28 protein-coding genes are annotated in these 24,579 nt (G+C 63.6%); 11 read left to right on the top strand and 17 right to left on the bottom strand.

Annotated features, from left to right (window positions below; all coding sequences use genetic code 11):
* Nucleotides 1-73: 73 nt before the first annotated feature.
* The 3 genes from EJ074_RS13720 to EJ074_RS13710 all read right to left on the bottom strand — a co-directional run bounded on the left by EJ074_RS13720 (nt 74) and on the right by EJ074_RS13710 (nt 4,103).
* Nucleotides 74-781, bottom strand: coding sequence for a metallophosphoesterase family protein (locus EJ074_RS13720; RefSeq protein ID WP_165349932.1), 708 nt, complete (start codon nt 779-781; stop codon nt 74-76).
* A gap of 204 nt (nt 782-985) precedes the next feature.
* Entirely contained in the window at nt 986-2,065 is a 1,080-nt protein-coding gene (locus EJ074_RS13715) for an acyltransferase (protein ID WP_095806684.1), read from the bottom strand.
* A 130-nt stretch (nt 2,066-2,195) separates the two neighbouring features.
* Nucleotides 2,196-4,103 carry a propionyl-CoA synthetase gene (locus tag EJ074_RS13710; protein ID WP_095806683.1) on the bottom strand — a complete coding sequence of 636 codons (1,908 nt, stop codon included), beginning with the start codon at nt 4,101-4,103 and terminating at the stop codon, nt 2,196-2,198.
* A 478-nt stretch (nt 4,104-4,581) separates the two neighbouring features.
* On the opposite strand from EJ074_RS13710, the gene EJ074_RS13705 reads away from it, so the two are divergent.
* Genes EJ074_RS13705 through EJ074_RS13695 form a run of 3 tightly spaced genes read left to right on the top strand, consistent with a single transcriptional unit; the run spans nt 4,582 to nt 6,286 of the window.
* Nucleotides 4,582-4,869 carry a PqqD family protein gene (locus EJ074_RS13705; RefSeq protein WP_095806682.1) on the top strand — a complete coding sequence of 96 codons (288 nt, stop codon included), beginning with the start codon at nt 4,582-4,584 and terminating at the stop codon, nt 4,867-4,869.
* Nucleotides 4,869-5,303 carry a lasso peptide biosynthesis B2 protein gene (locus tag EJ074_RS13700; protein ID WP_095806681.1) on the top strand — a complete coding sequence of 145 codons (435 nt, stop codon included), beginning with the start codon at nt 4,869-4,871 and terminating at the stop codon, nt 5,301-5,303. Before EJ074_RS13705 ends, EJ074_RS13700 begins: the two co-directional genes overlap by 1 nt.
* A complete protein-coding gene (locus tag EJ074_RS13695; RefSeq protein WP_095806680.1) occupies nt 5,300-6,286 on the top strand; it encodes a serine kinase in 987 nt (328 codons plus the stop codon). The genes EJ074_RS13700 and EJ074_RS13695 overlap by 4 nt, the downstream gene beginning before the upstream one ends.
* 109 nt (nt 6,287-6,395) lie before the next feature.
* On the opposite strand, the gene EJ074_RS13690 is transcribed toward EJ074_RS13695, so the two are convergent.
* Entirely contained in the window at nt 6,396-7,430 is a 1,035-nt protein-coding gene (locus EJ074_RS13690) for a nucleotidyltransferase family protein (RefSeq protein ID WP_095806679.1), read from the bottom strand.
* Between the two features lie 92 nt (nt 7,431-7,522).
* A complete protein-coding gene (locus EJ074_RS13685) occupies nt 7,523-8,215 on the bottom strand; it encodes a PIG-L deacetylase family protein (RefSeq protein ID WP_095806678.1) in 693 nt (230 codons plus the stop codon).
* Nucleotides 8,216-8,336: 121 nt separating this feature from the next.
* Here EJ074_RS13685 and hrpB point away from each other — a divergent pair, with 121 nt between their 5' ends.
* The 4 genes from hrpB to nhaA all read left to right on the top strand — a co-directional run bounded on the left by hrpB (nt 8,337) and on the right by nhaA (nt 14,359).
* On the top strand, nt 8,337-10,838 hold the full coding sequence (hrpB, locus tag EJ074_RS13680; protein ID WP_095806677.1) for an ATP-dependent helicase HrpB: 2,502 nt from the start codon (nt 8,337-8,339) through the stop codon (nt 10,836-10,838).
* 48 nt (nt 10,839-10,886) lie between these two features.
* Nucleotides 10,887-12,212, top strand: coding sequence for an ActS/PrrB/RegB family redox-sensitive histidine kinase (locus tag EJ074_RS13675; protein WP_165350077.1), 1,326 nt, complete (start codon nt 10,887-10,889; stop codon nt 12,210-12,212).
* Between the two features lie 214 nt (nt 12,213-12,426).
* On the top strand, nt 12,427-12,990 hold the full coding sequence (locus EJ074_RS13670) for an ActR/PrrA/RegA family redox response regulator transcription factor (protein ID WP_095806675.1): 564 nt from the start codon (nt 12,427-12,429) through the stop codon (nt 12,988-12,990).
* A gap of 178 nt (nt 12,991-13,168) precedes the next feature.
* The gene (nhaA, locus tag EJ074_RS13665; protein ID WP_095806674.1) at nt 13,169-14,359 is read left to right on the top strand and encodes a Na+/H+ antiporter NhaA; all 1,191 of its coding nucleotides are present in this window, start codon (nt 13,169-13,171) and stop codon (nt 14,357-14,359) included.
* Nucleotides 14,360-14,402: 43 nt separating this feature from the next.
* Here nhaA and EJ074_RS13660 read toward each other — a convergent pair whose 3' ends face one another.
* Nucleotides 14,403-14,903 carry an MmcB family DNA repair protein gene (locus EJ074_RS13660; protein WP_165349931.1) on the bottom strand — a complete coding sequence of 167 codons (501 nt, stop codon included), beginning with the start codon at nt 14,901-14,903 and terminating at the stop codon, nt 14,403-14,405.
* Between the two features lie 111 nt (nt 14,904-15,014).
* Here EJ074_RS13660 and EJ074_RS13655 point away from each other — a divergent pair, with 111 nt between their 5' ends.
* Nucleotides 15,015-15,956 carry an IS1595 family transposase gene (locus tag EJ074_RS13655; RefSeq protein WP_129553522.1) on the top strand — a complete coding sequence of 314 codons (942 nt, stop codon included), beginning with the start codon at nt 15,015-15,017 and terminating at the stop codon, nt 15,954-15,956.
* A 100-nt stretch (nt 15,957-16,056) separates the two neighbouring features.
* Here the strand turns inward: EJ074_RS13655 and EJ074_RS13650 are convergent, their stop codons facing one another.
* On the bottom strand, nt 16,057-16,677 hold the full coding sequence (locus EJ074_RS13650; protein ID WP_129553521.1) for a winged helix-turn-helix domain-containing protein: 621 nt from the start codon (nt 16,675-16,677) through the stop codon (nt 16,057-16,059).
* 289 nt (nt 16,678-16,966) lie between these two features.
* Here EJ074_RS13650 and EJ074_RS29685 point away from each other — a divergent pair, with 289 nt between their 5' ends.
* Complete coding sequence (locus EJ074_RS29685) at nt 16,967-17,137, top strand: hypothetical protein (RefSeq protein ID WP_165349930.1); 171 nt, start codon at nt 16,967-16,969, stop codon at nt 17,135-17,137.
* On the opposite strand, the gene EJ074_RS13645 is transcribed toward EJ074_RS29685, so the two are convergent.
* The 4 genes from EJ074_RS13645 to EJ074_RS13630 all read right to left on the bottom strand — a co-directional run bounded on the left by EJ074_RS13645 (nt 17,134) and on the right by EJ074_RS13630 (nt 18,922).
* Complete coding sequence (locus EJ074_RS13645) at nt 17,134-17,400, bottom strand: hypothetical protein (RefSeq protein ID WP_129553520.1); 267 nt, start codon at nt 17,398-17,400, stop codon at nt 17,134-17,136. The genes EJ074_RS29685 and EJ074_RS13645 overlap by 4 nt on opposite strands.
* A 473-nt stretch (nt 17,401-17,873) precedes the next feature.
* Nucleotides 17,874-18,080: a hypothetical protein gene (locus EJ074_RS13640; protein ID WP_245454851.1), complete on the bottom strand. Its 207-nt coding sequence runs from the start codon at nt 18,078-18,080 to the stop codon at nt 17,874-17,876.
* A 59-nt stretch (nt 18,081-18,139) separates the two neighbouring features.
* Nucleotides 18,140-18,439, bottom strand: coding sequence for a hypothetical protein (locus tag EJ074_RS13635; RefSeq protein WP_129553518.1), 300 nt, complete (start codon nt 18,437-18,439; stop codon nt 18,140-18,142).
* 210 nt (nt 18,440-18,649) lie between these two features.
* The gene (locus EJ074_RS13630) at nt 18,650-18,922 is read right to left on the bottom strand and encodes a hypothetical protein (protein WP_165349929.1); all 273 of its coding nucleotides are present in this window, start codon (nt 18,920-18,922) and stop codon (nt 18,650-18,652) included.
* A gap of 169 nt (nt 18,923-19,091) precedes the next feature.
* On the opposite strand from EJ074_RS13630, the gene EJ074_RS13625 reads away from it, so the two are divergent.
* A complete protein-coding gene (locus EJ074_RS13625) occupies nt 19,092-19,388 on the top strand; it encodes an immunity 53 family protein (protein ID WP_095806671.1) in 297 nt (98 codons plus the stop codon).
* Between the two features lie 163 nt (nt 19,389-19,551).
* On the opposite strand, the gene EJ074_RS30605 is transcribed toward EJ074_RS13625, so the two are convergent.
* The 3 genes from EJ074_RS30605 to cueR form a co-directional block, all read right to left on the bottom strand.
* Nucleotides 19,552-19,677 (bottom strand): hypothetical protein, encoded by a 126-nt coding sequence (locus EJ074_RS30605; protein ID WP_280952445.1) that lies wholly within the window; start codon nt 19,675-19,677, stop codon nt 19,552-19,554.
* Between the two features lie 131 nt (nt 19,678-19,808).
* Nucleotides 19,809-20,102: a DUF1330 domain-containing protein gene (locus tag EJ074_RS13620; protein ID WP_095806670.1), complete on the bottom strand. Its 294-nt coding sequence runs from the start codon at nt 20,100-20,102 to the stop codon at nt 19,809-19,811.
* 109 nt (nt 20,103-20,211) lie between these two features.
* Nucleotides 20,212-20,625 (bottom strand): Cu(I)-responsive transcriptional regulator, encoded by a 414-nt coding sequence (gene cueR / locus EJ074_RS13615; protein WP_095806669.1) that lies wholly within the window; start codon nt 20,623-20,625, stop codon nt 20,212-20,214.
* Nucleotides 20,626-20,852: 227 nt separating this feature from the next.
* Here cueR and EJ074_RS13610 point away from each other — a divergent pair, with 227 nt between their 5' ends.
* On the top strand, nt 20,853-21,470 hold the full coding sequence (locus EJ074_RS13610) for a L,D-transpeptidase (RefSeq protein WP_129553517.1): 618 nt from the start codon (nt 20,853-20,855) through the stop codon (nt 21,468-21,470).
* Between the two features lie 261 nt (nt 21,471-21,731).
* Here EJ074_RS13610 and EJ074_RS13605 read toward each other — a convergent pair whose 3' ends face one another.
* The 3 genes from EJ074_RS13605 to trpS all read right to left on the bottom strand — a co-directional run bounded on the left by EJ074_RS13605 (nt 21,732) and on the right by trpS (nt 24,143).
* The gene (locus EJ074_RS13605) at nt 21,732-22,301 is read right to left on the bottom strand and encodes a NifU family protein (protein WP_129553516.1); all 570 of its coding nucleotides are present in this window, start codon (nt 22,299-22,301) and stop codon (nt 21,732-21,734) included.
* A 188-nt stretch (nt 22,302-22,489) separates the two neighbouring features.
* Entirely contained in the window at nt 22,490-22,981 is a 492-nt protein-coding gene (locus EJ074_RS13600) for a universal stress protein (RefSeq protein WP_095806667.1), read from the bottom strand.
* Nucleotides 22,982-23,075: 94 nt separating this feature from the next.
* Entirely contained in the window at nt 23,076-24,143 is a 1,068-nt protein-coding gene (trpS, locus tag EJ074_RS13595) for a tryptophan--tRNA ligase (protein WP_095806666.1), read from the bottom strand.
* Nucleotides 24,144-24,579: the final 436 nt, after the last annotated feature.

Here is a 24,579-nt window from a genome sequence, read left to right as displayed (position 1 = left end):
TGCGTTCCAGGACACTGCGGCGGCGGAGTGGGTTGGCGTTTTCTGTGAAAGCTGAACCGCTCCAAGGCTGCGCTCAGTCCCCCGAGGACAGCAACCGGCCGTATTTGCCGATGATCCGGACGGCGGTCAGCCGGCCGGTCCGGAAGGCACCGGTATCGATGCCGAGTCGACGCCCGTCCGGGTGCGGCGCGTCTTCGATCGTGTGCCCATGCACGACCCAGTGATCCAGGCGATTAGCGGCTGAGAGAAACTCTGATCGGATATTGAGCAGGTCGGCCTCGTCCTGCGTCTCGAGCGCGATTCCCGGCCTGATGCCGGCATGGACGAACACGAATCTCTCCGAGCTGACCATCACCGGCAGCGTGCGCATGAAGCCGACATGGCTGGCCGGGATGACCTCGCGGATGCGCGCGTCGACATCGTCGCTCGAACCATAGAGTTCGGCCAGCCGGTCCGGATCGATGCCATAGGAGAACAGCGTCTCGCGTCCGCCGACGCGCAGCCAGGGCTCGCGTGACAGAAGTCCGTCGAGATAGTTGAGCATCGCCACCTCGTGGTTCCCTGCCAGGCAGACGCGCAGAAAACCTTTTGGCGACGGTGCAATGAGATGCTCGATCACGCGACGCGAGTCGGGCCCGCGATCGATATAGTCGCCGAGCATGATGATGATCTTGCGGCCGCGGAACTGCAGCGCGTCGAGCAGGATCTTCTGCTCCAGCGCGAGCAGTTCGTTATAGCAGCCATGCACATCGCCGATCGCGTAAACCACAGTGTCCCGCATATCCAGGATCAGGCGTTCGCGCGGTAAGGGTCGGGGTCGTCTCGATCGCTGGAACAGGCTCACGGGATTGGCTCGGTGCTCGCACAGGCGCTGCGCCACACCGGCGCAGACCAAGCCTCGATATCATGCCGAATGCAAACAATTCCACACCAGCGCAGGCTCGCCCCGGCCAGGAACCGACCTGGTGTCAGGCAAGGTTCGCGCTCAGGCGGGCTTCAGCCGGTAGCGGAAAAGCGTGTGGTCGAGCAGAAGCCGGATACGCGGCTCGGCCTCGCTCGCCACCAGCCAGCTTGTCGCGACCATGGTTGCGCCGACGATCGGAATCGAAACGAGATATGGCACGCCCGTCCGCATCAGGCTGCCCAGCATCGCCGCGCCGACGACGTCGTGGATCAGATAGAGCGGATAGGTCATCAGCCCCAGCCGGCGCCAGCCGCGCCAGGAAAGATCGAGCCTGAGCGACCAGGCCATCAGTGCCACCGCCGCCAGGAAGATGACGATCGGGGGCGCATAAGGCATCGTGGCTCCAACCTTGAGGCTATGGACGTCCACCGAGCTCACGATCTGCAGCACGCCGCCGGCGAGGCACAGCGCGCAGAAGCCCAGGCGCGCCGCGGTCAACCCTTTGAACCGCATCAGCCACAGCAGCACGCCCACCGCGAAGAACGCGCCATGATGCACCAGCGTCAGCTGCAGCCAGCGCGTCTCCGCAAGGTCGGTCCAGCCGAAGGCGAAAAAGAGGCACCAGAACAGCGTGCTTGCGAGCCCGATGATAATCGCGACCGTCTCGATCAGGTCGAAGCGGCCAAGGCGCAGCATTGCCCAAACGATAGCGTAGAAGGCAATCTCGATGCCGAGCGTCCAGTAGACGCTGTCCACCCACGGCTCGAACGGCACGAACAACGCCGTGCGGGCAAGTCGCACCACGGCGTCGGTCGGCCAGGAAAGATCGGCCAGCAACAGCACGATCGCCGAGATCGGCGCGCAGATCCACACTGCCGGCGCCAGTCGCCTGACGCGCGCCTCGAAGAATTTGAGCGGCGTCGAGTTCTCGGCGCTGAAGGCGATGACGAAGCCGCTGATGACGAAGAACACCTGCACGCCGACCCAGCCTGAGCCGACAAAGGCCATCTCGGGATGGGCAGGGACGCCGCCGCTTGCGCAAGCCGAGACGCCGTCGGGGAATGCCCATACCCAGAAGCCGTAGTGATAGAACATCACCATGACGGCCGCCAGGAAACGCAATATGTCCACGCCGCCGAATGTTATTTTCTGCTGAGCCAATGCCGTGCCGCCGGATGGCCCCCCGCCGCAACTCTAGGGTGGCCTGCTGCGTCGCACAATAAAGATTGGGCGCTGCGGCAATCACAAAAATCGCCACGTCGCAACATCCCGAACGGTGGCGGGTATCGTGCTAGAGCCCGATGCCTCGTCCCTTCAACGCCGCCGTGATCTCGTCGAGAATTGCCGGATCGTCGATGGTCGCCGGCATCGACCATTCTTCCTTGTCGGCGATCTTCTGCATCGTGCCGCGCAGGATCTTGCCGGAGCGCGTCTTGGGCAGGCGCTTGATCGTGACCACCGTCCTGAAGGCGGCGACCGGACCGATGCGTTCGCGCACCAGCCCCACCACTTCGCTCTCGATGGCGGCGACATCCCGCGAGACGCCGGCGTTGAGCACCACGAAGCCGAGCGGCACCTGGCCCTTCATTGCATCGGCGATGCCGATGACGGCGCATTCGGCGACATCGGGGTGCGCGGCCAGAACCTCCTCCATGGCGCCCGTCGACAGCCGATGACCGGCGACATTGATGATGTCGTCGGTACGGGCCATGACATAGAGGTAGCCGTCCTCATCCATCATGCCGGCGTCGGCCGTCTTGTAGAAGCCCGGGAACTCCTCCAGATAGGCCTGGCGGAAGCGGGCATCGGCATTCCACAGCGTCGGCAGGCAGCCTGCCGGCAGGGGCAGCTTGACCACGACGTTGCCCAGCGTGCCGCGCGGCACGTCATGGCCGGCATCGTCGAGAATTTGGATGTCATAGCCGGGCATCGGCACGCCGGGCGAGCCGTATTTGACCGGCAGCAGCCCGAGCCCCGCCGGGTTGATCGTCATCGGCGAGCCGGTCTCGGTCTGCCACCAATGGTCGATCACCGGCCGGTTCAGCTTCTGCTCCGCCCATTTGATGGTTTCGGGGTCGGCGCGCTCGCCGGCAAGGAACAGCGTGCGGAATTTCGACAGGTCGTATTTCGGCACGAACTCGCCCTTGGGATCCTGCCCCTTGATGGCGCGGAAGGCCGTCGGCGCGGTGAACAGCGCCACCACACCGTGCTCCGCGATCACCCGCCAATAGGTGCCGGCGTCCGGCGTGCCGATCGGCTTGCCTTCGAAGAGCACGCTTGTCGCGCCATGCAGCAGCGGGCCGTAGACGATGTAGGAATGGCCGACCACCCAGCCGACGTCGGAAGCCGCCCAGAACACTTCGCCCGGCTTGACGCCGAACTCGTTGTCCATCGTCCATTTCAGCGCCACCATGTGCCCGCCATTGTCGCGCACGATGCCCTTCGGCTGGCCGGTCGTGCCGGACGTGTAGATGATGTAGAGCGGATCGGTGGCCATTACCGGGACGCAGTCGACATTGGCGCCGGCGGCCCGCTCGCGGGCGACCGCGTCGGCATAGTCGATGTCGTAATGGTCCTTCATCTCGCAGCGCAACTGGTCGCGCTGCAGGATGAGGCAGGCGTCGGGCTTGTGCCTTGACATCTCGATTGCTTTGTCGAGCAGCGGCTTGTAGGCGACCACGCGGCCGGGCTCCAGGCCGCAGGATGCCGAGATGATCAGCTTCGGCTTGGCGTCATCGATGCGGGTGGCAAGCTCATGCGAGGCGAAGCCGCCGAACACCACCGAATGTATCGCGCCGATGCGCGCCGTGGCGAGCATGGCAATGGCCGCTTCCGCCACCATCGGCATGTAGATGATCACCCGGTCGCCCTTGGTGACGCCCCGGTTCTTGAGCACGGATGCGAGCGCCACCACTTCGCGTTTCAATTCGGCATAGGTGAATTTGCGAACAGTGCCGGTGATCGCACTATCGTGGATCAGCGCCAGCTGGTCGGCGCGCCCGCCCGCGACGTGGCGGTCGATGGCGTTGAAGCAGGTGTTGCAACTGGCGCCCGCGAACCAGCGGCCATAAACGCCGGCTTCGGCATCGAAGACCTTGTCGTAGGGCGAATACCAGTCGATCGCCTTGGCGGCCTCGGCCCAGAACCCTACGGGGTCGCGTTTCCAGCCCTCATAGACTTCATGGTAGCGTGAGGCCATCGACCTTCCTCCTCGGAATATTTCGTCGTATGGCGAATAGCCTAAGCCGCTTCTGCCGGCCAGTCTTCCTGCATTTTGGCCGACATCGCCGCCAAACCGATCCGAGCGACGCTTCCAGGCGGAGCGCCGTTACACAAGCCGGGTCGAAAGTCGCTTACTTTTAGATAGGCAGTGCCGCAAGCATCAGCCCGACCCCGCCGGCGATCAAAATGGCAGCCGCCAAGGCTTTCCGATGGCGCTCGAAAGTCGTCGGAGCCCGATCCCAATTGTAACGCATACAACTCACTCCGCGGAACCCGGCGGACTCTTAGCTTACTTTGGGGAAGGATGGCAACCCTGGCGGTATCATTGCGCTCACCGCAACCAGCCGTCGTTCCGGCCGTCGCCGGGCCGATGCCCTGACGGCCTGATGCAGGCGATGGACAGCGCCGCATCGTCGCGCTAATTCCTCTCCGGCAATTGGGTCTGGAGCGCATCCTTGGTCGAAATCGCCTCTGAAACGGTGCTGCGCCTGGCGGACGACGCGTCCGTTCAGCATGTCGGAGACGGCGCGGTCGTGCTTTTGGCGCGCAGCGGCCAGCTCTACACTTGCAACGGCACCACCGAGGCCTTTCTCGACAAGGTCGACGGCGCACGCAGCCTCGACCAGATCGTCGGCCTGCTGTCGGATGAATTCGAAGTCGCCAGGGACACGCTCGACCAGGATATGGCCGAACTGGCGGCCGAACTGGTGGCCGAAGGCATCCTCGCCGACCCGGGCGCCTGATGGCCGACAGACCGTTCCTGCGCGCGCTGTTTCGCCTTCATCTGTGGCTGAGCGCGCGGCTGATGCCGGTCCTGATTGGCCAGCGTGACTTCGAGACGGTGCTCAAATGGGCGCCGCTCCAGGCGCCGACGCCCTATCGTGGCCTGCCGTCGGCCTACATCGTCGCCAGCGTCAACCGCACGGTCCGGCACCCCTGGCTGATGCGCGACCGCAGATGTCTGCGCGAAGGGCTGCTCGGGTTCCGTTTCCTGCGCATGGCGGGTTTTGATCCGGACCTGCGTTTCGGTGTCGATGCCAAGTCGATGCAGGAACCGCGCCTGTCGGCGCATTGCTGGGTCTGTCTGGACGATAAGCCGGTGGTCAGCGACAGCCTGCCCGGCATGGTGGAGATCTACCGCCACCACGCCGGCACTGCCAGGGCGAAGCCAGCTTGACCGCATCGGCCGCTTCCGTCTGCTATGATCTCAATGGCCGCGTCTTTGGCGTCGATGCACCGCGCCCCGAGCTCTGGCGGGATTTCGAGGCCATGCTTGGCAGCTTGCGGCTGGCGGCGCCGGCAAAGCCGGGCTTCAGGCTGAGCATCAGCGAGACGCAATCCCTGGACGAAGCGCCGGAAGGTTCGCTCGCCTTCGACGGCGAGGTGCCGCTCGACGGCCATTGCCGCATGATCGATGCCGGCTCGGCCCTCCATCTGATCTTCCCGGGTCGGCAGGCCGCCGCGATTCACGCCGCCGATGCCAAGGCCGAGATCCGGGTTCTGGCAGGCGCGAGGGTCCTCTGGACGTTGGGGATGCTGGCGCTCGACGCCGCCCTCGACGCCGGTAGCCAGCATATGCTGCACACTGCCGGCCTGACGCTGCCGGATCGCGACGGCGTGATCCTGATCCATGCGCCGAGCGGAACCGGCAAATCGACGACATCGCTGGCGCTGACGTCGCAAGGATTTGGCCTCTGCTCCGACGATGCCATGATCGTCGACGCCGCCTCATCAGCGCCTTTGGCCTGGGGGCTGCCGCGCGCGGCAAAAATCCACCGCAACACGGCCGCGATGCTGCCCTTCGTCTTGCCCTGCCTCGGTGGCCAATGGGACGGCAACGGCGAGCAGGCCGTGTCACTGGAGCGGCTGAAGGAAATTATCCGCATCGAGGATGCCGGTGCCCGGCCGGTCGCGGCACTGCTTCATCTCGCCCGCGCCGCCGACGGCCAGACCAGGCTCATACCCATGGCGAGGACCGACGCCATGGTGGCTTTAGCCGCCGACAATGTCAGGACCGGCATGACCGGCCTGCTGGCGATGCAGAAACGGCGGATGGCGACAATCGCCGCGCTTGTCAAAGCCGTGCCGACCTTCACACTCGAAGTGGGCGCAAGCCCGGCGGACGCAGCGGCTCTGATCCTTGCTGCGCTGGCTCGTTAATGCATGTCGTCCAGGAGTGTGTAGCGGTTCTGGGGCGACGACATGCGTAGAAACAAAGCCGAAAAGCGCGTCGGCTGAAGCCGTTTCAGCGCGACGTTTCCGGCGAACTCTATCGGCCTGAGGCCAAATAGGGCCTTGGCCGGGCCAGCCTCTGCACCCAGCGGAACGCATCGCGGCTCAGACGGGAGCGCATCTTCTCTTTCGAATTCACGCGAAGCAGCATGTTCCCCGTGATCAGCCATTTGGCCACACGTATCGCCAGATCCGGCTTGATGCGGCCGGCTAGCTCGATCGCCCGCGGCATGTCGAACAGATGTCCGGTCACGTTGAGCACGGTAGCCAACTCGAGCTCGATGCCGGTCATCCACGCCGCCTCCAGCAGGCGCGCTTCCGCTTCCGGCGATTGCAGCGCGCGCACGCCCTGCAGCACGTCGACGCAAAGCTGCAGCCGATGGAATTTGTGACCCCCGGCGGCATGGACGATGGCGATGGTAAGCAGCGAAGCCGGGCTGTCGGGTTCGTCGCCGTCGATGATCCGCAGCTCGCGAAAGCCGAGCGACAAGCGTCGGCGCATGCCTGAATCATGGACCAGATTGCCATGCAGTTCGATCAGCAGGCTGGAATTCTCGTTCTCCAGCCATTTGAATTCCTGCAGGTCGTGCGACTTGGCCTCGCCGCTGGCAAGCTTGAAGCCGCATTCGGCGATCACGCTGTTGGCTTCGCCGATGCTGGTCGGGTCGACCAGGATGTCGATGTCGGTGAACGGCCGGTCGGCGGCATGGCGATAGAGCTTGCGCGCGAAGACCGGTCCCTTGACGATCCGCGCCGGAACGCCTCTTGCCGCCAGAGCCTTCATGACGCGGTCGCCATGATATTGCAGCAGCATGGACTGGCCGGTTGCCAGTGTGGTCTGGTCGCGCAATTCAACCAACTTCTGCCGCAAGGCGGCATCGTCCGGCAGGTTGGCGTCGCCGCGCTCGCCGAGCTTGCGCAGCATGATCGGCAGCACGCCGTGGAACTCGGCATTTGTTAGCAAGGCCATCCAACGGCTCGCCGAAACGGTCTGGCCCCCGCCGGCCGGCGCTTCGGGGTCGGCGAAATCGAGCAGCAATTTCTCTTCGGCAGGCGAAAGTGATGGCAGCATCAGCTGGTAAAGTCGCGAATTGGCCGCCCGGATATCGCAGAAAAGCCGCGCCTAGGCCAGAGAGAGCATGTCGAACTGCCGGCGGCAGAGAACTAGCCGACCGGTTTGGTGCTTCCCATCACCGGCCGGAGCGGCGGCGCCGGCGGCAGCAATGCGCGTATGTCGGCGAAAGGAAAGACAGGCTCGAAGCGGAAAGCCTCGGCCAGCGCGCCGGGCCCGCCGTTGCACTGGCCGGCACGGAATTCATTCTGTATCCGCGCCCTGTCGACATAGTGCTCCGGACCCTGCGATCTATGCGCCCGGATCGCTTTCGCCTTGACGTCCCAATGATGGGAAATCTCGACATAGTGTGTCGGTGAGAAACCCGTGCCGCCGAGCGTGTCGGCATGCAGCACCGGTACCGCGAAGGATGCGGCGATGCGCATCCCGTCCGACAGCGCGCGGTGGTCGCCGTGATAGTCGTTCGGCGCATGCGTGATCGCGAGATCGGGCTCGATCTCGCCGATCAGTGCCTTCAGCGCGGCAATGAGAGCGGCATCCGCGACCAGTGACCCGTCGGGAAAATCCATGAAGCGCGGCGTGACCCCAAGCAGCCCGGCCGCCGCGGCCGCCTCACTGCGCCGCGCCTTGGCGAGCGCCGCTGGGTCGCCGCCCGTGCCGCCCCTGGCGCCATCCGTGGCTATCGCAAAGCTCAGCTCGGCGCCCAGCGCGGCATAGGCGGTCATCGTGCCGAACATGAAGATCTCGATGTCGTCCGGATGAGCGCCCAGCGCCAGTATCTTCACTTGCCTCTCCCGGAATGAAATGTGCCGAACGGGATTCTGCCCGGCCTGGCCGCCTGTGCAAGCTATTCGTGCAGTGACGCCGTCATTGCGCCCCGGCCATGGCCGCTGATATGCGGGCGCAATGAAGACAAGACCTTTGCCGGAGCTTCCGGTAACTGCCGTGCTGCCGGTACTTGCTGAGGCACTCGCCGCGCGCAATAGCGCCGTGCTGGTGGCGCCGCCCGGCGCCGGCAAGACCACGCTCGTGCCGCTGGCGCTGCTCGACGCGCCCTGGCTGGGCGAGGGCAGGATCGTGCTGCTCGAGCCGCGCCGGCTGGCCGCCCGCGCCGCCGCGCGCCGCATGGCCGAGCTGCTCGGAGAAGAGCCCGGCGGCACCGTCGGCTATGCCATGCGCATGGAGAACCGCATCTCGGCGCGGACAAAGATCCTCGTCGTCACCGAAGGCGTGCTCTCACGCATGATCCTCGACGACCCGGAACTGCCTGGCGTGTCGGCGGTGATCTTCGACGAATTCCATGAACGCTCGCTCGACGGCGATTTCGGTCTCGCGCTGGCGCTCGACGTGCAGGGCGCGCTCCGGCCGGACCTGCGTCTGCTGGTCATGTCGGCGACGCTCGATGGTGCGCGCGTCGCCAGACTTCTGTCCGGGGCTCCGGTGATCGAAAGCGAGGGCCGCGCCTTCCCCGTAGAGGTCCGTTACGACGAACGGCCGGCGGGTGTGGCGATCGAGGATGCCATGGCGAGGGCGGTGCGTTCGGCTTTGGCCACCGAGCCAGGCAGCGTGCTCGCCTTCCTGCCCGGACAGCGTGAGATCGAGCGCACCGCCGAGCGGTTGCAGGGCAACACCGCTGCCGACACCGATATCGTTCCGCTCTATGGCCAGCTCGACAACAGGATGCAGGACGCGGCGATCAGGCCGGCTCCGCCCGGCCGCCGCAAAGTGGTGCTGGCGACCTCGATTGCCGAGACCTCGATCACCATCGACGGGGTGCGGGTTGTCATCGATTCCGGCCTGTCGCGGCTGCCGCACTACGAGCCGGCGAGCGGCCTGACCCGGCTGGAAACGGTGCGTGCGAGCAAGGCCTCGGCCGATCAGCGCGCCGGCCGCGCCGGGCGCACTCAAGAAGGAGTCGCCATCCGGTTGTGGCGGGCCGAGCAGACGGCCGCGCTTCCCGCCTTCACGCCGCCGGAAATCCTCGAGGCCGATCTGTCGGGCCTGCTCCTCGACTGCGCCGCCTTCGGCGTCGCCGATCCGACCAGCCTGGCCTTTCTCGATCCGCCGCCGACACCGGCGCTCAACGAGGCGCGGACGCTGCTCCAGGCACTGCACGCCATAGACGACACCGGCCGGCTGACGGAGGCGGGCGCCGCGATGCGCGGATTGGCGCTGCCGGTGCGGCTCGCTCACATGGTGGCGGAAGCATCGACCACGGGTCATGCGCTCGAAGCGGCAGCGCTCGCGCTGCTGCTCACCGAGCGCGGCCTGGGCGGCGACAGCGCCGACCTCGAACGCCGGCTGATACGCTTTCGCGCCGAGAAATCGCCCCGCGCCAATGCCGCGCGGCAGCTGGCCGAGCGGCTTGCGAAGCAGGCCACCTCAAGGGGCGGGGTCGCCGGCCGCGTGCCCGGACCGACCCTTCTCCTCAAGGGGGAGGGTAAGAACGCCGGCGCTCTCCTCATCCACGCCTGGCCGGATCGTGTCGCCAGGGCGCGCGGCGAGCGCGGCCGCTTCGTGCTCGCCAACGGTTCGGGCGCGATGGTCGACGCCGCCGATCCGCTGGCAGACGAGACCTGGCTGGTCGTGGCCGACCTGCAGGGCAAGGCGCAGAACGCCCGTATCACCGCGGCGGCTCCAGTCGACGAAGCCGACATCCGCGCGGCTCTTGCCGACCGCATCGAGACCCGGCGCGACACGAGCTTCGACCGCGAGCGTCGCGCCGTGCGCGTGCGCGAGGCCGCGCGGCTTGGCGCCATCACGCTATCCGAGCGCATGCTGCCGCCGCCCTCCGGCGCCGATGCCGACCGCGCCATCCTGGACGCCCTGCGCCAGCATGGCCTATCGCTGCTCGATTGGGGCAAGGAGGCCGAGGCGCTGCGCCAGCGGCTCGGCTGGCTCCATCGCGGCCTTGGCGTGTCCTGGCCGGATGTCTCGGACCAGGCGCTGCTCGACCGGCTTGACGGCTGGCTGCTGCCCTTCCTGCAGGGCGAGGCCTCTTTTGCGGCGATCAGGCCGGCAACGCTCACAGCCGCCCTCATGTCGCTGGTCCCGCACGAGCTGCAGCGCAAGGTCGACGCGCTGGCGCCGACCCATTTCAATGCGCCGTCGGGCAGCCATGTGCCGATCCGCTATGACGGCGAATGGCCGGTGCTGGCGATCCGCGTGCAGGAACTGTTCGGCCTCGACCGCCATCCTGCGATCGCCGACGGCACGGTGCCGCTGACGCTGGAGCTCCTGTCGCCGGCGCATCGCCCGATCCAGACGACGCGGAACCTGCCGGGCTTCTGGCGCGGCTCCTGGGCGGATGTGCGCGCCGACATGCGCGGCCGCTATCCCAAGCATGTCTGGCCGGAAAACCCGCTCCTGGCGGCCGCCACCGCCCGCGCCAAGCCCCGCGGAACCTGAGAGAGTCATGCTCTATCGCTTCCGCGCGAGCGGATGTAATCCTTGTCCATGATCAAGATCCTGCGCACGCCCGATTTCCAGCAGAGCCAGCGTCTGCGGCTGAACACGCTGGTCCGCTTGCGCTGGCTCGCCATAGTCGGTCAGAGCCTGGCGGTTCTCGTCGTCGCCTATGGGCTGAAATTCCCGCTGCCGGTCTCGATGTGCTTTGCGCTGATCGCCTGCTCGGCCTGGATGAATCTGTGGCTGACCTTCCGCTATCCGGCGGCGCACCGGCTGGCGCCGCTCTCGGCCTTTGCCATCCTGACCTTCGACAGCCTGCAGCTTGCCGGCCTGCTCTACATGACTGGCGGCCTCACCAATCCCTTCTCGGTGCTGCTCTCCGTGCCGGTCGTCATCTCCGCCGCGTCGCTGCCGCTGCGCCTTACCGCAATCTTGGGGGCGCTCGTCATGGTGATGGCGAGCCTGCTGGTGTTCTTCCATCTGCCGCTGCCCTGGTATGAGGGCTCGCCGCTGCAGATGCCTTTCATTTATGTCGCGGGCATGTGGATGGCGGTGTTCGCCTCCATCGCGTTCACTGCCATCTATGCCTTCCGCGTCGCCGAGGAGGCTCGCCTGCTTGCCAACGCGCTTTCCGCTACCGAGCTGGTGCTGCAGCGCGAGCAGCATCTGTCGGCGCTCGACGGGCTTGCCGCCGCCGCCGCGCACGAGCTCGGCACGCCTTTGGCCACCATCACCGTCGTCTCCAAGGAAATGGAAAAGGCGATCGGCAAGGATTCGAAATTTGCCGACGACGTGAAGCTGTTGCGCTCGCAGAGCGAGCGCTGCCGCGAGATTCTCAAGCGGCTGACCAGCCTGTCCTCGGAAGGCGAGGCGCATCTGTCGCGCCTCCCGCTGACCTCGCTGGTCGAGGAGGTGACGGCGCCGCATCGCGATTTCGGCATCGCGATCCGCCTGCGGCCCGGGGAGCGCATCGGTCCCGAACCGGTCGGGCAGCGCAATCCGGGCGTCATCTACGGGCTTGGCAATCTGGTCGAGAACGCCGTCGACTTCGCCCGCGAATCCGTCACTGTGAGCTGGAGCTGGAACGAGACCACCGTCACCTTCTCGATCATCGACGACGGCAGGGGCTTCCCGGCCGAGATCATCGACCGCATCGGCGAGCCCTACATGTCGACGCGCCAGGGCACCGAGGCCGGCGGCGGCCTCGGGCTGGGGCTGTTCATCGCCAAGACCTTGCTGGAGCGGTCGGGCGCGACGCTCGATTTCCGCAATTCGAGCGGTCTCGGCGAAGGCGCGATCGTGCATATCGCCTGGCCGCGCGGCGCCTTCCTCAATTCCGAGCAGGCTTCCGCCTCCATGTTCGACAATGCCTGAGCACCCATGCGCATTGCGCATGGCAGCTCTGTTGCCGGCTCTAAAAATTGGACATTGCTGTTGCGGAATTGTATCTGCGTAAAATTAACGCATGTCGCTCTAAAAGTGTGCGGCGGTTTTGGGGAAGGCAGGCGTGGGGAAAAGGACTTTAAGGCGCATTGCTTGATCAGCGAGTAGGGCGACGCGCTTTAAGCCAGCAGGAACTCTGAAAGCGATGAGCGCAGACGAAAGCACCGGTGCAATGGTAGAGGGCGAGGACACCTCGCTGCTGATCGTCGACGACGACAAGCCGTTTTTGACCCGGCTTGCCCGCGCCATGGAAACCAGGGGCTTCACCGTCGACACCGCCGAGAGCGTCCAGGAGGCGGTGGCCAAGGCGCGCGCCAATCCGCCGGCCTATGCGGTGGTCGACATGCGGCTGGGCGACGGCAACGGGCTCGACGTCGTCGCCGCCATCCGCGAGAAGCGCGACGATGCCCGCACCATCATTTTGACCGGCTACGGCAACATCGCCACGGCGGTCACCGCCGTGAAGCTCGGCGCCGTCGACTATCTCTCCAAGCCGGCGGACGCCGACGACGTCTTCGCGGCGCTCACCCGCACCTCAGGCGAGCGCGCGGCCCCGCCGGAAAATCCGATGTCGGCCGACCGTGTGCGCTGGGAACACATCCAGCGCGTTTACGAAATGTGCGATCGCAACGTCTCCGAGACCGCACGCCGGCTCAACATGCATCGCCGCACCTTGCAGCGCATACTGGCCAAACGCGCGCCGCGCTGAGCGCGTCGTTTGGGGAGCCGTCGCAAGCTCACTGTTGGCGAAGGCCTCCCCAACGAAGCGACGGTCGTCTCGGCCATTCTCCAAGGCCCTGGGCGACTTGCGTCGCCGACAAGGCTTGCCCATCATCATGCCCATCATCATGAATGAATCCGGCCAACAGGTTGGGTAGGGAGGGGACATGCGCGACCAGCGGCCGAAATCGATGCTTCGCGAATTCCTTGACGGCGAGGCGGCCGGCGGCATCGTCCTGATGGCGGCTGCGGCGCTCGCCTTGATCGTCGCCAACTCGCCGCTCGCCGAAACCTATTTCGCGCTCCTGCATGCCTATCTCGGGCCGCTCAGCGTCTCGCACTGGATCAATGACGGGCTGATGGCGGTGTTCTTCCTGCTGGTCGGGCTGGAGATCAAGCGCGAGGTGCTGGACGGGCAGCTCTCCACCTGGCCGCGCCGCATGCTGCCGGGCATCGCCGCCGCCGGCGGTATGGTGGTTCCGGCGCTGGTCTATGTCCTCATCAACCGCGGCAACCAGGCAGCACTGTCCGGCTGGGCGATCCCGACCGCCACCGACATCGCCTTCGCGCTCGGCGTGCTGTCGCTGCTCGGCAGCCGGGTCCCGGCCTCGCTAAAGGTGTTCCTCACCGCTTTGGCCATCATCGACGATCTCGGCGCCGTCATCATCATCGCGCTGTTCTACACCGGCGGCCTGTCGCTCGCCTATCTGGGCGCCTCCTTCGCGGTCATCGCCGCGCTCGTCGTGCTCAACCGCATCCGGGTGATGAGCCTCATGCCTTATCTCGTGCTCGGCGCGCTGCTTTGGGTGCTGGTGCTGAAATCGGGCGTGCATGCCACGCTGGCCGGGGTGGCGCTGGCGCTCACCATTCCGCTCGAACGCTCCGCCGGCACGGGCCACGATGCCGAGCATTCGCCGCTGCACCGGCTGGAGCACGGCCTGCACCGGCTGGTGCCCTTCATCGTCATCCCGGTCTTCGGCTTCGCCAATGCCGGCGTCTCGCTCGGCGGCCTGAGCCTCGCCGCTCTGGTCGAGCCGCTGACCTTGGGCGTCGCCGCCGGCCTGGTGCTCGGCAAGCTGATCGGCGTGTTCGGCTCCTCGGCGCTCGCCATCCGCCTCGGCCTCGCCGACCTGCCGGCCAATGCCGGCTGGCTGCATATGATCGGCATTTCGTTGCTGTGCGGCATTGGCTTCACCATGAGCCTGTTCATCGGCCTGCTCGCCTTCGCCAACGACGCCGCCCTTCAGGACGCGGTCAAGGTCGGCATCCTCGCCGGCTCGCTGATTGCCGCGCTTGCCGGCGCGGCGGTGCTCCTGCTGGCGCCGGAGGCGGGTGGGGTCGAGGAGGAAATTGAATAGGGCCGCCGACGGGTGGAAATTTATTGCAAGCCCAAGCAGCCAGCTACTCGCTCTCGCCGTCCAGCACCGGCACCGAAACACCGGCGAGTTCCGCCGCCAGCAGCCGCGCGGCGCCCGCACGAGCAATCCGCAGCATCAGCGCCTTGCGCGTCGCCGCCGCCATGCGGTGCTCCGGCGCATCGCGCAGGATCTCGGCGCCGTAGCCGTCGGAGAGGATGAAGCCGCATTCCTCCGGAAAGATTTCCGCGGGCACGCCGGGATGGGTGGCAAAGAAGAAGCGGTCGGAGTGGAGCCGATAATCCGGCCATTTGCGGTCGACCCGAAAATCCTCGATCGACGATTTGATCTCGATGATCCAGATGTCGCCCTGCCGCGTCAGCGCCACGAGATCGGCGCGACGTCCGGTGGCCAGGGACAGCTCCGGCAGCACATGCGCGCCCATCTGGCTCAAGAGCCGCTGCACGCCGCGCCTCACCAGCATGGCGCGCTCGGACTGGCGACCGTCGATCAGAGGGTTGAGGGGAATCGGGGAAACGATCGGCATGGCCGGTACCATGCCAGATTTTGTTCACGGTTTGAACCCTCCAGTCGCCGGCGATTATCTGGTTGACAAACCCAACGGGAACTGCGATAACGATTCCAAGGAGTTATCGCTATGTCCGTTTTGTCCCGCCCCGAATTCCATGACGAAGCCAAGGCTTTCGAGCATGTCGAATCCATACTGTGGCCGAACGGTCCTGTTTGCCCGAAGTGCGGTAGCGTTGATCGCCACTACGCATTGAAGGGCGTTCGCACCAAGCCTTCGAAGAAGAACCCGAACGGCATCGAGCGTCATGGCCTGTACAAGTGCAGCGCCTGCCGTTCACAGTTCACCGTCCGCATGGGTACGATCTTCGAGGAAAGCCATCTGCCGCTCACCAAGTGGCTACAGGCCATCCACCTTATGTGCGCCTCTAAGAAGGGTATCAGCGCCCACCAGATGCACCGCATACTCGAATGCACCTATGAGGCCGCTTGGTTCCTGTGCCATCGCATTCGCCTTGCTATGGCTTCTGGCGCGCTTGCCCCGATGGGCGGCAATGGCAGCACCGTTGAAGCCGACGAAACCTATATCGGTCGTTTGCAAGGCTCGCCCCTCAAGCGTGGCGGCAGCGCCCACAAGAACACGGTCGTTACGCTGGTCGAGCGCGGTGGCCGTGCCCGTTCCTTCCATGTCGATACGGCGCGCATGGGCAACGTCATGCCTATCGTCCGCGCCAACATCGCCAAGGAAAGCGCATTGATAACCGACGAGAGCGGCATCTATCGCCGCGCGGGCCAGGATTTCGCCTCGCATGAGTTCGTCACGCACTCCAAGGACGAATATGTTCGCGGCAACGTCCACACCAATACGGTCGAAGGCTTCTTTTCGATCTTCAAGCGTGGCATGAAGGGCGTCTATCAGCATTGCAGCGAACACCACCTGCACCGCTACCTTGCCGAATTTGATTTCCGCTATTCGAACCGCGTTGCGCTTGGCGTCGATGACGGCACCCGCGCTTCCATCGCGTTGAACGGCGTCAAGGGAAAGCGCCTCACCTATCGCAGACCTGCTTGACGATAAGCGAAGGCACTACCGCAAGCCGGTGCAGTTAGAGCTACCGCTCTGGCGATACGCGAGGCACAGGAAAAAGCCGGGGCGATGAACCCCGGCTTTGCTATGCGAGCAAGTCCAAATATTGGTCGGCTTCGGCTTTCGGCATTGCCCGAAGTTCTTCCTCGGTCATGCCAGCTGCCTTCAGCTTGGCAAGTTGGTCTACAGAAAGCATGCGGGTATCGCCGAGGAATTCCTCATCTGACAGGAGCGGCGATGCAACCGCCTCACCCTTTTCGACAGGAGCGCCCTTTTTGAAACTCCTGTTGGGATACCATTCTTTGAGACCCCAAGTTCCGCGATCAACCTTCACCAGATCGCCAACTTCGTTGGAGCGGCGGGTAAGCACCGAGCCAATTGTGTTGACGGCATCTTTCGAGTTCAAAGCCAACCCACCACGCTTGAATGCAGCCGCGATGTCGGGATTTCGCAACGGTTGGCGCTTGGCTGCGAGCAACTTCTTTGCCGCGTCCACGATGGACATGCCAAGGAATGCACCGGGCGAATCAATATCGCCATTTTGTGCCGTAGCCGCCGCAGAAGGTGCGCCAGAATAAGGGCCGGCAGGCATCCCGCCTCGGATTGCTTCGATGGCGCTAATGGCTTGTTCTATTTGAGCCTTCTTGGCCCGCAGATCGTTAAGCACGACATCGTACGGGTCTGTGGACATTGATTCCACTGACATTTTTCTTGCTCCCAGAGCTTAGCAGTGTTATACGGGAGACCGTCGATACTGACTGCGAAGCAGCCGACAGGCGGCCTTCTCAGTGGGACATCAGGGGTCGTGGACCCCCTCCTGCTATTCTGACCGTCATCTTCTTCGCAACCTCCTCGTCTCTTGGCCTACCGGGCTGGGTTGAGGTTTCAGGGCTGTGCGGAGCCACGAACTCCACACAGCCCTTATCGCATGAGTCGGCATGTCATTCAAGCGTGCCTGTGTGGATTGCACACACACAAATCAAGCGGATGTCGCGATGAAAGAATCCCAGATCGAAAAATTCCGCAAAGCAGCGCGCGAACTTGGAACCGATCAGTCGGACGAAGCCTTCGAGGCCGCGGTTGAAAAGATCGCCAACGCGCCCAAGCTCACCAATGAGCAGATAAAGGAACTCGCGCGGCGCAAGCGTGACGACACCAAGAACTAGGCCTTCGGTTTCCCCGCATTGTATGGGTCGCTGAATTCCCAATCGGGCGGCGCGAGTTCGGCCATGTCGCGCATGATGCCTTGAAAGGCCCATTCGTCCATCGACCCATCGAACTCTGATGAAACAGTGAAGGGCGCGCCTCCCCAAGGCCAGCGCCACCATTCAGACGTGTTTAGCTCGGTCAGACCGTCAATGGGATAGCAGCCGTAGGACCGAAGGCGCTTCTCCCATTCGTGCCGCTGAAGCAGCCGAACTGCGATCATCAGGCGGCTATCTTAGCCACGTAGTCAGCGGTTGTCTGTTGCAGAGCTTCCGACGGGAGAGGGAGCCGTTTGCCCGCCATTGTTACGCGAACTGGCTTCCCAATCATTGCGCCGATTATCGTTTCAAGCGCTGGAATTATATCGGCTGTAACCAAGTCTGCCCGACTGTGCGACAGTCTAAAACCTGGCACGTCGGGGCTTGATACTCGAAGCCCGCCATCGGGCCGCTTTTCGAAGATCACCGAAACTCGCTGCAACTGCGAATGATCGATATGGCTCATGGCGTCCCCCAGTAGTGAACTGGATAGTAAAGTGATTTGCCGTGAAAAGCCATATCAGCCTCTTGACTCGAATCGGTTAACGAGTCCTCAGGCCGAAGGTTGCCGCGATTCACCCTTCGTTCACGACATTAGCGCAAGCTAACGTTAGGTCATGCATGTACAGCGTACCTGCCTAAGCCCTGGCGCCGATCCCTAGCCTTGCGTTGAATTCAAAAGCCGATCCCGGTGAGCGACGTGCAAAATCTGCATCTGCTCGAACAGGTCCAAAAGCTCTTCGGCTAGGTCAGTCCGGTAGCCCCTGTGGCGGAAGTCAGCAACGATCTCTCGCTGGCGCTCTATGTGGCGCTCTCCCAAGAGAACGTGGCGCTCTAGCATCTCAAGCGTCGTGGTTTCGGGCATAACCATCTCTTCCCAAGAGGGGACTGTACACCTTTAGGCGGTAGAAAGTCGAATGCCGGCTAGTCAGCGCTGGGGCTTTTCGATTGAACCTGACCTGATATCAGTTCCCAGCGGGCGACGTTCTCCGCTTGCGTTTTCATGAACTTGCGCAGGAATTTTTCGGCCTCCTCTGTCGGATGCCCATCCTGTGCGAGCTTTTCGATGAGAGCGCGCTGGCGTGCGATTATTGCTTCGCCTTCGACGAGTGCCGCAGCGAAGTCCCGCCATTTGCTCTCGGGGAGTTTGTCGTCCCGGGTTTCGTTTGTGACCGATCTTGGGGTTTCGGCATCCATTGCCGACAAGGATTCTGAATCCGCCATGTTGCCCTCATTTGCGGGGGCGAAGACCATTCCCCGCGAACGGGCAGATTATAACTCTACACGCTTAATTTCGCGAGTCCTTATGAATGCCGGCCTGTCTGGATTATATTCCTATCGCACCCTTGGTTTGTCAACCAGATAATCGCCCAGTCGCCAACTCTCTCGACGGCCTTCTAGCCTTCCACGCTCTGCAAAGCTGCGCCGGAACGATCACTGCGCCTGCAGGGCGTCGATTACCTTCGTGTCTGGCTTGCCGGTGCAATTGTCCCACATCACAAGGGATAATTCGGCTTGATTGAGCGAGCCGAGCTTAGGATCGTTCTTCATTGCCTCGTGAAACGCCGTCTCCATCGCCACCATCAAATTGTGATCGCTGTCGAGGTACTCTTTGCAGGTGACTTTTGCAGTATCGACCGTGTCCTCGGCGAAGGTCGGAAGAGCAAGCGTGGCGAAAGCGACTGATAGTGCAAAAATGCGGACCATGGTATTCCCCTCCCTTGCAAGAACCATCGCCCTCCGCACCTGAAATCATCAGCCCGTTATCCGGACCTGTCAAATATAGGATCATCCTAGTTGTGGGCGTCATATTCGACAAATCCGGCTTGGTTGAAGGCCGTCTTTCCATGCTGGGGCAGTTCGCTAGCTTAGTCTGATGGATGTTCTGGATTGGTTGGCACACTGGTACGAAGCCCAATGCGATGGGGATTGGGAACACGGGGCTGGTCCTTCAATCAACACCATCGATAACCCGGGTTGGTCATTAAAAATCGACCTAGCCGGGACAGACTGCGACGGACGGACCCTTGATCCAGTCTCGCACAATTATGAGCATGAAACCGACTGGTGGACGTGCTGGACAGAGGGCAACGTGTTTCACGGCGCCGGCGGCCCGCTCCAGCTTCGTTCCCTGCTTGAGAAGTTTCGAGAGTGGGCGACGCAAATTCGCTAGCGCGACCCAGCCCCAAAACAGGGGATGAATGCGGCGTCCCTCCCGGTGATCTCCCGCACGGACTTCAACGGCGCCGTACGAGTCCTGCATTGACCGATAGTGGTCTCATTGCGCGATATCAGTAGGCGACTTTATTTTTGACAAATCCGAATTTGACAGGGGCCTAGTTAACGTCGGTACCGGAGCCATCGCTATTATCATCCACTGGCGGCTGGGAGCTCACTTGTTGAGCCGTCAGCGCTTGCAGGCGGGCCGCCTTGACCAGTGTGGGCTTCTCATATTTCTTCATCTGCCAAATCCCCCTTTTTGCGAGGAGCATTGATTAGCAGCGGTTAAAGCAATGTGTCCATGCCCGCCGGCCGAGTGCCAACTGGTTTTGTCAAACGGTTATGCGGTCGATTGCAGGGCCCTTCACTCCAGCTACCCGAGGTCCCCTTCGAAGATCAGCAAGACGCGGCTCGACGCCTGCAGCGCGAACCGCTTCGCTTCCTCGTAAGCCGGGTCATCGTAGCAGGCCTTGGCAGCCTCCAATGACGGGAATTCGACGACGAGCACCCGGCCGGCATCGCGCGCCTCTTTAAGCAAGGGCGGCGTTTTCGAGGGGTTGGTGCGCGCCTGATACTTCTCGCCGATGGGTTTCCACAGCCGTCCATACTCGGCCTGCGCTTCCTGATCGGAAATCTCGGTGCCGATGATGAGCCAGTATCCCTTCACAGTTAAGCGCTCCTGCCGCTGAGTGGTGGTTGTTGCGAGCTAAGACCGGGATCGAGCGCCTGTCCAGCTTCACCTTCGTATGACGCGCACCTGGCCTGTCGGGCAGTCCTTAAGCGCCTACAACCCTGTCGTCCTCCGCCGTCCCCGCCATGTCGTCCAGGATCGGGCAGTCCGGCCGGCCGTCCCCGTGGCAGGCGTGGATCAGCTTCTGCAGTGTCGAGCGCATCGACTGCAGTTCGCGCACTTTTTCCTCGATCGCCCGGACATGGGCTGCTGCGATCTCGCGCACGTCATGGCTGGCGCGGTCGCGGTCCTGATAAAGCGCCATCAGCTGCCTGCAATCGTCGATTGAGAAACCGAGGTTGCGGGCGCGGCGCAGGAAGGCCAGCCTGTGGACGTCGTCGCCGGAGTAGTCGCGGTAGCCGTTGCCGGCCCGCGCCGGCCGGATCAGGCCGATCTCTTCATAGTAGCGGATGGTCTTGGCCGGCAGGCCGGAACGCTCCGCCGCATCGCCGACATTCATGCGCTCTCTCCTTGTTGACGGCGAGCCGTCGGACAGCCTCATTGATTTTGCTTCACAATCCCGAGAGCCATGTTGCCGAAATGCCGCAGTTCGGCGCATACCGTCAGGGAAGACCATGCATATAGGCAGCGCGAGCTTGGCAAGCAAAAGAAATGACAGCATGAATGATGGTTAAGAAAGGCGGCCAATTCGTGCCGCCGCTATTATGCAGGGCGTCGGACATCTTCATGCGCTTGAAGTCTTTTGCAATCGTCGCGGCTCTGGCGTTGTCGACCGCGATCAGCGGCTGCAGCACCATCGGCTCGCGATTGTTCACCAACAACTATGGCGCGATGACCGATGCCGGCTATCAGCTGCCGCGCATCCCGATCGAGAAGGTTCCGGCGCGCTTCCACCGGCAGGAGGTGGACTACGACACCAAGGAAAAGCCGGGCACCATCATCGTCGATACCCAGAACAAGTTCCTCTATCTCGTCGAGGGCGACGGCCTGGCGATGCGCTACGGCATCGGTGTCGGCCGCGAGGGTTTCGAATGGCACGGCACCGCCCGTATCGCGCTGAAGCGCGAATGGCCGACCTGGACGCCGCCCTCGCAGATGATCAGGCGCCAGCCGGAACTCGCCAAATTCGCCGGCGGCATGGAGCCGGGCCTGAAGAACCCGCTCGGCGCGCGCGCCATGTACCTGTTCAACAAGGGCGGTGACATGGGCTACCGCCTGCACGGCAGCCCGGAGTGGTTCTCGATCGGCAAGGCGATGTCCTCGGGCTGCATCCGCCTGATGAACCAGGACATCATCGACCTCTACGACCGGACCTCGGTCGGTGCCAAGGTCATCGTGATGTGATCGCGATGGCCGCGGCCAAAAGCTTTAGTGGGCGGACCGTCTAGGCAACAACAAGACGTCCAAAAACAGAAAACCGGGCAATTCGGCCCGGTTTTTTGTTTTTGGCGTGTTGCGGATCGACGCCCTTTTGAGAGTTCGCCCTGCTGAATCCATATGGTTTGGTTTTCGAGAACCGGAGCGGAGCGTACGTTTTGGTACGTGAGCACCGGAAGCGCAGGAAACCGAGCCAGATGGTCAGCAGGGTAGAACTATCAATGGGCGTCAGGCGACCTGCTCGACCTGCTGCACCTCCGGTACGAAGTGGCGAAGCAGGTTCTGGATGCCGTGCTTCAGCGTCGCCGTCGACGACGGGCAGCCGGCGCAGGCGCCCTTCATGTGCAGGAACACGGTGCCGTTCTCGAAGCCGCGGAAGGTGATGTCGCCGCCGTCCTGCGCCACCGCCGGGCGCACGCGGGTGTCGAGCAGTTCCTTGATGGTCAGAACCAGCTCCTCGTCAGCCTTGTCGTAGAACTCGCCGGTCTGGCCGGCGTCGCTCGCCGGAGCCGCGGACGCCATCACCGGCGCGCCGGACATGAAGTGCTCCATGATGGCGCCGAGGATGGCCGGCTTCAGATGCTGCCAGTCGGGCCCGTCCTTGCTGACGGTGATGAAATCATAGCCGAAGAACACGCCGGTGACGCCGGGGATCTCGAACAGCCGACCGGCCAGCGGCGAGGCTTCGCCGGCGCTGGCGGCGTCGCGAAAATCGGCGGTGCCGTCGCGCAGCACTTCCTTGCCGGGCAGGAACTTGAGCGTCGCCGGGTTCGGCGTCGATTCGGTCTGGATGAACATGGATATCTCCAGGCCCTTGCCGGGCCGATAGTTTGGAATAGTTCTAAATAGGCTCTATCGGCTGGACATTCAAGCGAAACGCGTCGCCCGAATGGCTGGCTGGCGGAATGTTTTTTCGGCCCTTTGCACTCACGCTGAGATGTACTGGTATTCGGGTCAGGCCGGCCTCACCGGAATACCTGCACATCTCAAGCCAGGCTCTCGATCTCCTCATCGGACAAATTCTGCGGCACCACGGTGACCGGAATCGGGAACGCGGCCCCCCGTCCGGCCACGGCGCTCACCAGCGGGCCGGGACCTTCCTTGCCGGCGCCGGCCGCCAGCACGAGGATGGCGATGTCCTGGTCCTCCTCGATCAGCTTGTGGATCTCTTCCGTCGGCTTGCCCTCGCGCACCACCAGCTCGGGCTCGATGCCGAGCTTCTGGCGTACTTTGTTGGCGTAGGTGTCGAGCGCCGCGCGCGCGGTCGCGTTTGCCTCCTCGCGCATGATCTTCTCGACGCCCAGCCAATGCTGGAAATCGTCCGGCTCGATCACATAGAGCAGCACCAGCACGCCGCTGGTGCTTTGCGCCCGCGTCGAGGCGTAGGCGACGGCGCGCTCGCATTCCGGCGTGTCGTCGATGATCGCCAGGAACTTGCGGCGATGGCCGATTTCGCGGCTAAGGCGTTTGGAAACCATGTCTGTCTGCTCGGTATGAGACTCGGCGCAATCTGCCACCGCCACGAACCGGCGGCAAGCCGCCGGCCGACAGGGCGATGGAAGGCGGGACCGATCAGTCCTGCAGCAGGCCGATGATGTCGCGTACCGTCTTCATCGTCCCCTCGGCGATCGCACGGGCACGATCGCCGCCGTCCTTGAGCACGGCGTCGACATAGGCGCGGTCGCCCTCGATGCGGCGCATCTCGGAAGCGATCGGCGCGAGCTTTTCCACGGCAAGGTCGGCGAGCGCCGGCTTGAACACGGAGAACTGTTGGCCGCCATATTCCTTCAGCACGTCGGCCTTGGAGATTTCGGCGAGCCCCGCATAGATGCCGACCAGGTTCTCCGCTTCCGGCCGGCTCTCCAGCCCGTCGACCTCGCTCGGCAGCGCCGCGGGATCGGTCTTGGCCTTGCGGATCTTCTTCGAGATGGTGTCGGCATCGTCCGTCAGGTTGATGCGCGAAAGGTCCGAAGGGTCCGACTTCGACATCTTCTTGGAGCCGTCGCGCAGGCTCATGATGCGCGCCGCGGGGCCGCCGATCACCGGTTCGGTGATCGGGAAATAGCCGTTCACGGTCTCTTCGCCGACCTCCATCTCGACGCCTACGCCAAGAGCGGCGATGCGCTCGGAAAAATCGTTGTTGAACTTCTGCGCGATGTCGCGGGTGAGCTCGAGATGCTGCTTCTGGTCCTCGCCAACCGGCACATGCGTGGCACGGTAGAGCAGGATGTCGGCGGCCATCAGGCTCGGATAGGCGAGCAGGCCGAGCGAGGCGTTCTCACGATCCTTGCCGGCTTTGTCCTTGAATTGCGTCATGCGGTACATCCAGCCGATGCGCGCCACGCAATTGAAGATCCAGGCGAGCTCGGCGTGCTGGATGACCCGCGACTGGTTGAAAACGATGTGCTTCTTCGAGTCGATGCCGGAGGCAAGGAATGCGGCGGTGATCGAGCGCGTCTGGTCGCCCAGATCCTGATGGACGAGCTGCGCCGTCAGCGAATGCAGGTCGACGACGCAGTAGATGCAGTCGGACTGTTCCTGGAGGGCGACGAATTTCTTGATGGCGCCGAGATAGTTGCCGAGATGCAGGTTGCCGGTCGGCTGGACCCCCGAAAAGACGAGTGGCTTGAAGGCGGACATGATTTCCCCATGGCTTGTGGAGGGCCGTATAAGCATGATTCCAAAAAGTTGCAGACTTTTTGGAGCCAATCATGCGGCTGGAAACCGCCCGGCGAAAGTCTTGCGACGGCGCGCTTATGGACGAAGGCGAATGCGGGATCAAGAGGCGCGATCCATGGCTTGGGTTGGCTCTAGCCAGCCAGAATTGAATTGCTGTGCCCTAGCGTCTTTCTGATTGGTCGCGGCTGTTTCGCCCGGACCGAACTTCCTGATGACGGCGTCTATCGCCGTGGCGCGCTCGCGCGGCGCCGGGCTTGCCGCCGTCTGCGGCATCGGCATCGCCACCGTCAGATTTAGACCAGGCTTGCCAAAGCAAGGCACGCAGCAAGAAACTCGGCCGTGAGATGGGAGAGCGACCGAAGTCAGATCGGCTCGCGCCAAGGGTCGTGGGGGTGAT

The organism is Mesorhizobium sp. M3A.F.Ca.ET.080.04.2.1, assembly GCF_003952525.1.
Classification (GTDB): Bacteria; Pseudomonadota; Alphaproteobacteria; order Rhizobiales; family Rhizobiaceae; genus Mesorhizobium.
The sequence above is the reverse complement of the archived record's forward strand: the minus strand, read 5'-3'. Positions and strand labels throughout refer to the sequence as shown.

Coding starts and splice junctions, on each gene's coding strand:
- EJ074_RS13720 (WP_165349932.1), bottom strand. CDS start 781: ATGCGGGACACTGTGGTTTACGCGATCGGCGATGTGCATGGCTGCTAT.
- EJ074_RS13710 (WP_095806683.1), bottom strand. CDS start 4,103: ATGGCCTCACGCTACCATGAAGTCTATGAGGGCTGGAAACGCGACCCC.
- EJ074_RS13700 (WP_095806681.1), top strand. CDS start 4,869: ATGGCCGACAGACCGTTCCTGCGCGCGCTGTTTCGCCTTCATCTGTGG.
- EJ074_RS13690 (WP_095806679.1), bottom strand. CDS start 7,430: ATGCTGCCATCACTTTCGCCTGCCGAAGAGAAATTGCTGCTCGATTTC.
- hrpB (WP_095806677.1), top strand. CDS start 8,337: ATGAAGACAAGACCTTTGCCGGAGCTTCCGGTAACTGCCGTGCTGCCG.
- EJ074_RS13675 (WP_165350077.1), top strand. CDS start 10,887: ATGATCAAGATCCTGCGCACGCCCGATTTCCAGCAGAGCCAGCGTCTG.
- EJ074_RS13670 (WP_095806675.1), top strand. CDS start 12,427: ATGAGCGCAGACGAAAGCACCGGTGCAATGGTAGAGGGCGAGGACACC.
- nhaA (WP_095806674.1), top strand. CDS start 13,169: ATGCGCGACCAGCGGCCGAAATCGATGCTTCGCGAATTCCTTGACGGC.
- EJ074_RS13660 (WP_165349931.1), bottom strand. CDS start 14,903: ATGCCGATCGTTTCCCCGATTCCCCTCAACCCTCTGATCGACGGTCGC.
- EJ074_RS13655 (WP_129553522.1), top strand. CDS start 15,015: ATGTCCGTTTTGTCCCGCCCCGAATTCCATGACGAAGCCAAGGCTTTC.
- EJ074_RS13650 (WP_129553521.1), bottom strand. CDS start 16,677: ATGTCAGTGGAATCAATGTCCACAGACCCGTACGATGTCGTGCTTAAC.
- EJ074_RS29685 (WP_165349930.1), top strand. CDS start 16,967: ATGAAAGAATCCCAGATCGAAAAATTCCGCAAAGCAGCGCGCGAACTT.
- EJ074_RS13645 (WP_129553520.1), bottom strand. CDS start 17,400: ATGATCGCAGTTCGGCTGCTTCAGCGGCACGAATGGGAGAAGCGCCTT.
- EJ074_RS13640 (WP_245454851.1), bottom strand. CDS start 18,080: ATGCCCGAAACCACGACGCTTGAGATGCTAGAGCGCCACGTTCTCTTG.
- EJ074_RS13635 (WP_129553518.1), bottom strand. CDS start 18,439: ATGGCGGATTCAGAATCCTTGTCGGCAATGGATGCCGAAACCCCAAGA.
- EJ074_RS13630 (WP_165349929.1), bottom strand. CDS start 18,922: ATGGTCCGCATTTTTGCACTATCAGTCGCTTTCGCCACGCTTGCTCTT.
- EJ074_RS13625 (WP_095806671.1), top strand. CDS start 19,092: ATGGATGTTCTGGATTGGTTGGCACACTGGTACGAAGCCCAATGCGAT.
- EJ074_RS30605 (WP_280952445.1), bottom strand. CDS start 19,677: ATGAAGAAATATGAGAAGCCCACACTGGTCAAGGCGGCCCGCCTGCAA.
- cueR (WP_095806669.1), bottom strand. CDS start 20,625: ATGAATGTCGGCGATGCGGCGGAGCGTTCCGGCCTGCCGGCCAAGACC.
- EJ074_RS13610 (WP_129553517.1), top strand. CDS start 20,853: ATGCGCTTGAAGTCTTTTGCAATCGTCGCGGCTCTGGCGTTGTCGACC.
- EJ074_RS13605 (WP_129553516.1), bottom strand. CDS start 22,301: ATGTTCATCCAGACCGAATCGACGCCGAACCCGGCGACGCTCAAGTTC.
- EJ074_RS13600 (WP_095806667.1), bottom strand. CDS start 22,981: ATGGTTTCCAAACGCCTTAGCCGCGAAATCGGCCATCGCCGCAAGTTC.
- trpS (WP_095806666.1), bottom strand. CDS start 24,143: ATGTCCGCCTTCAAGCCACTCGTCTTTTCGGGGGTCCAGCCGACCGGC.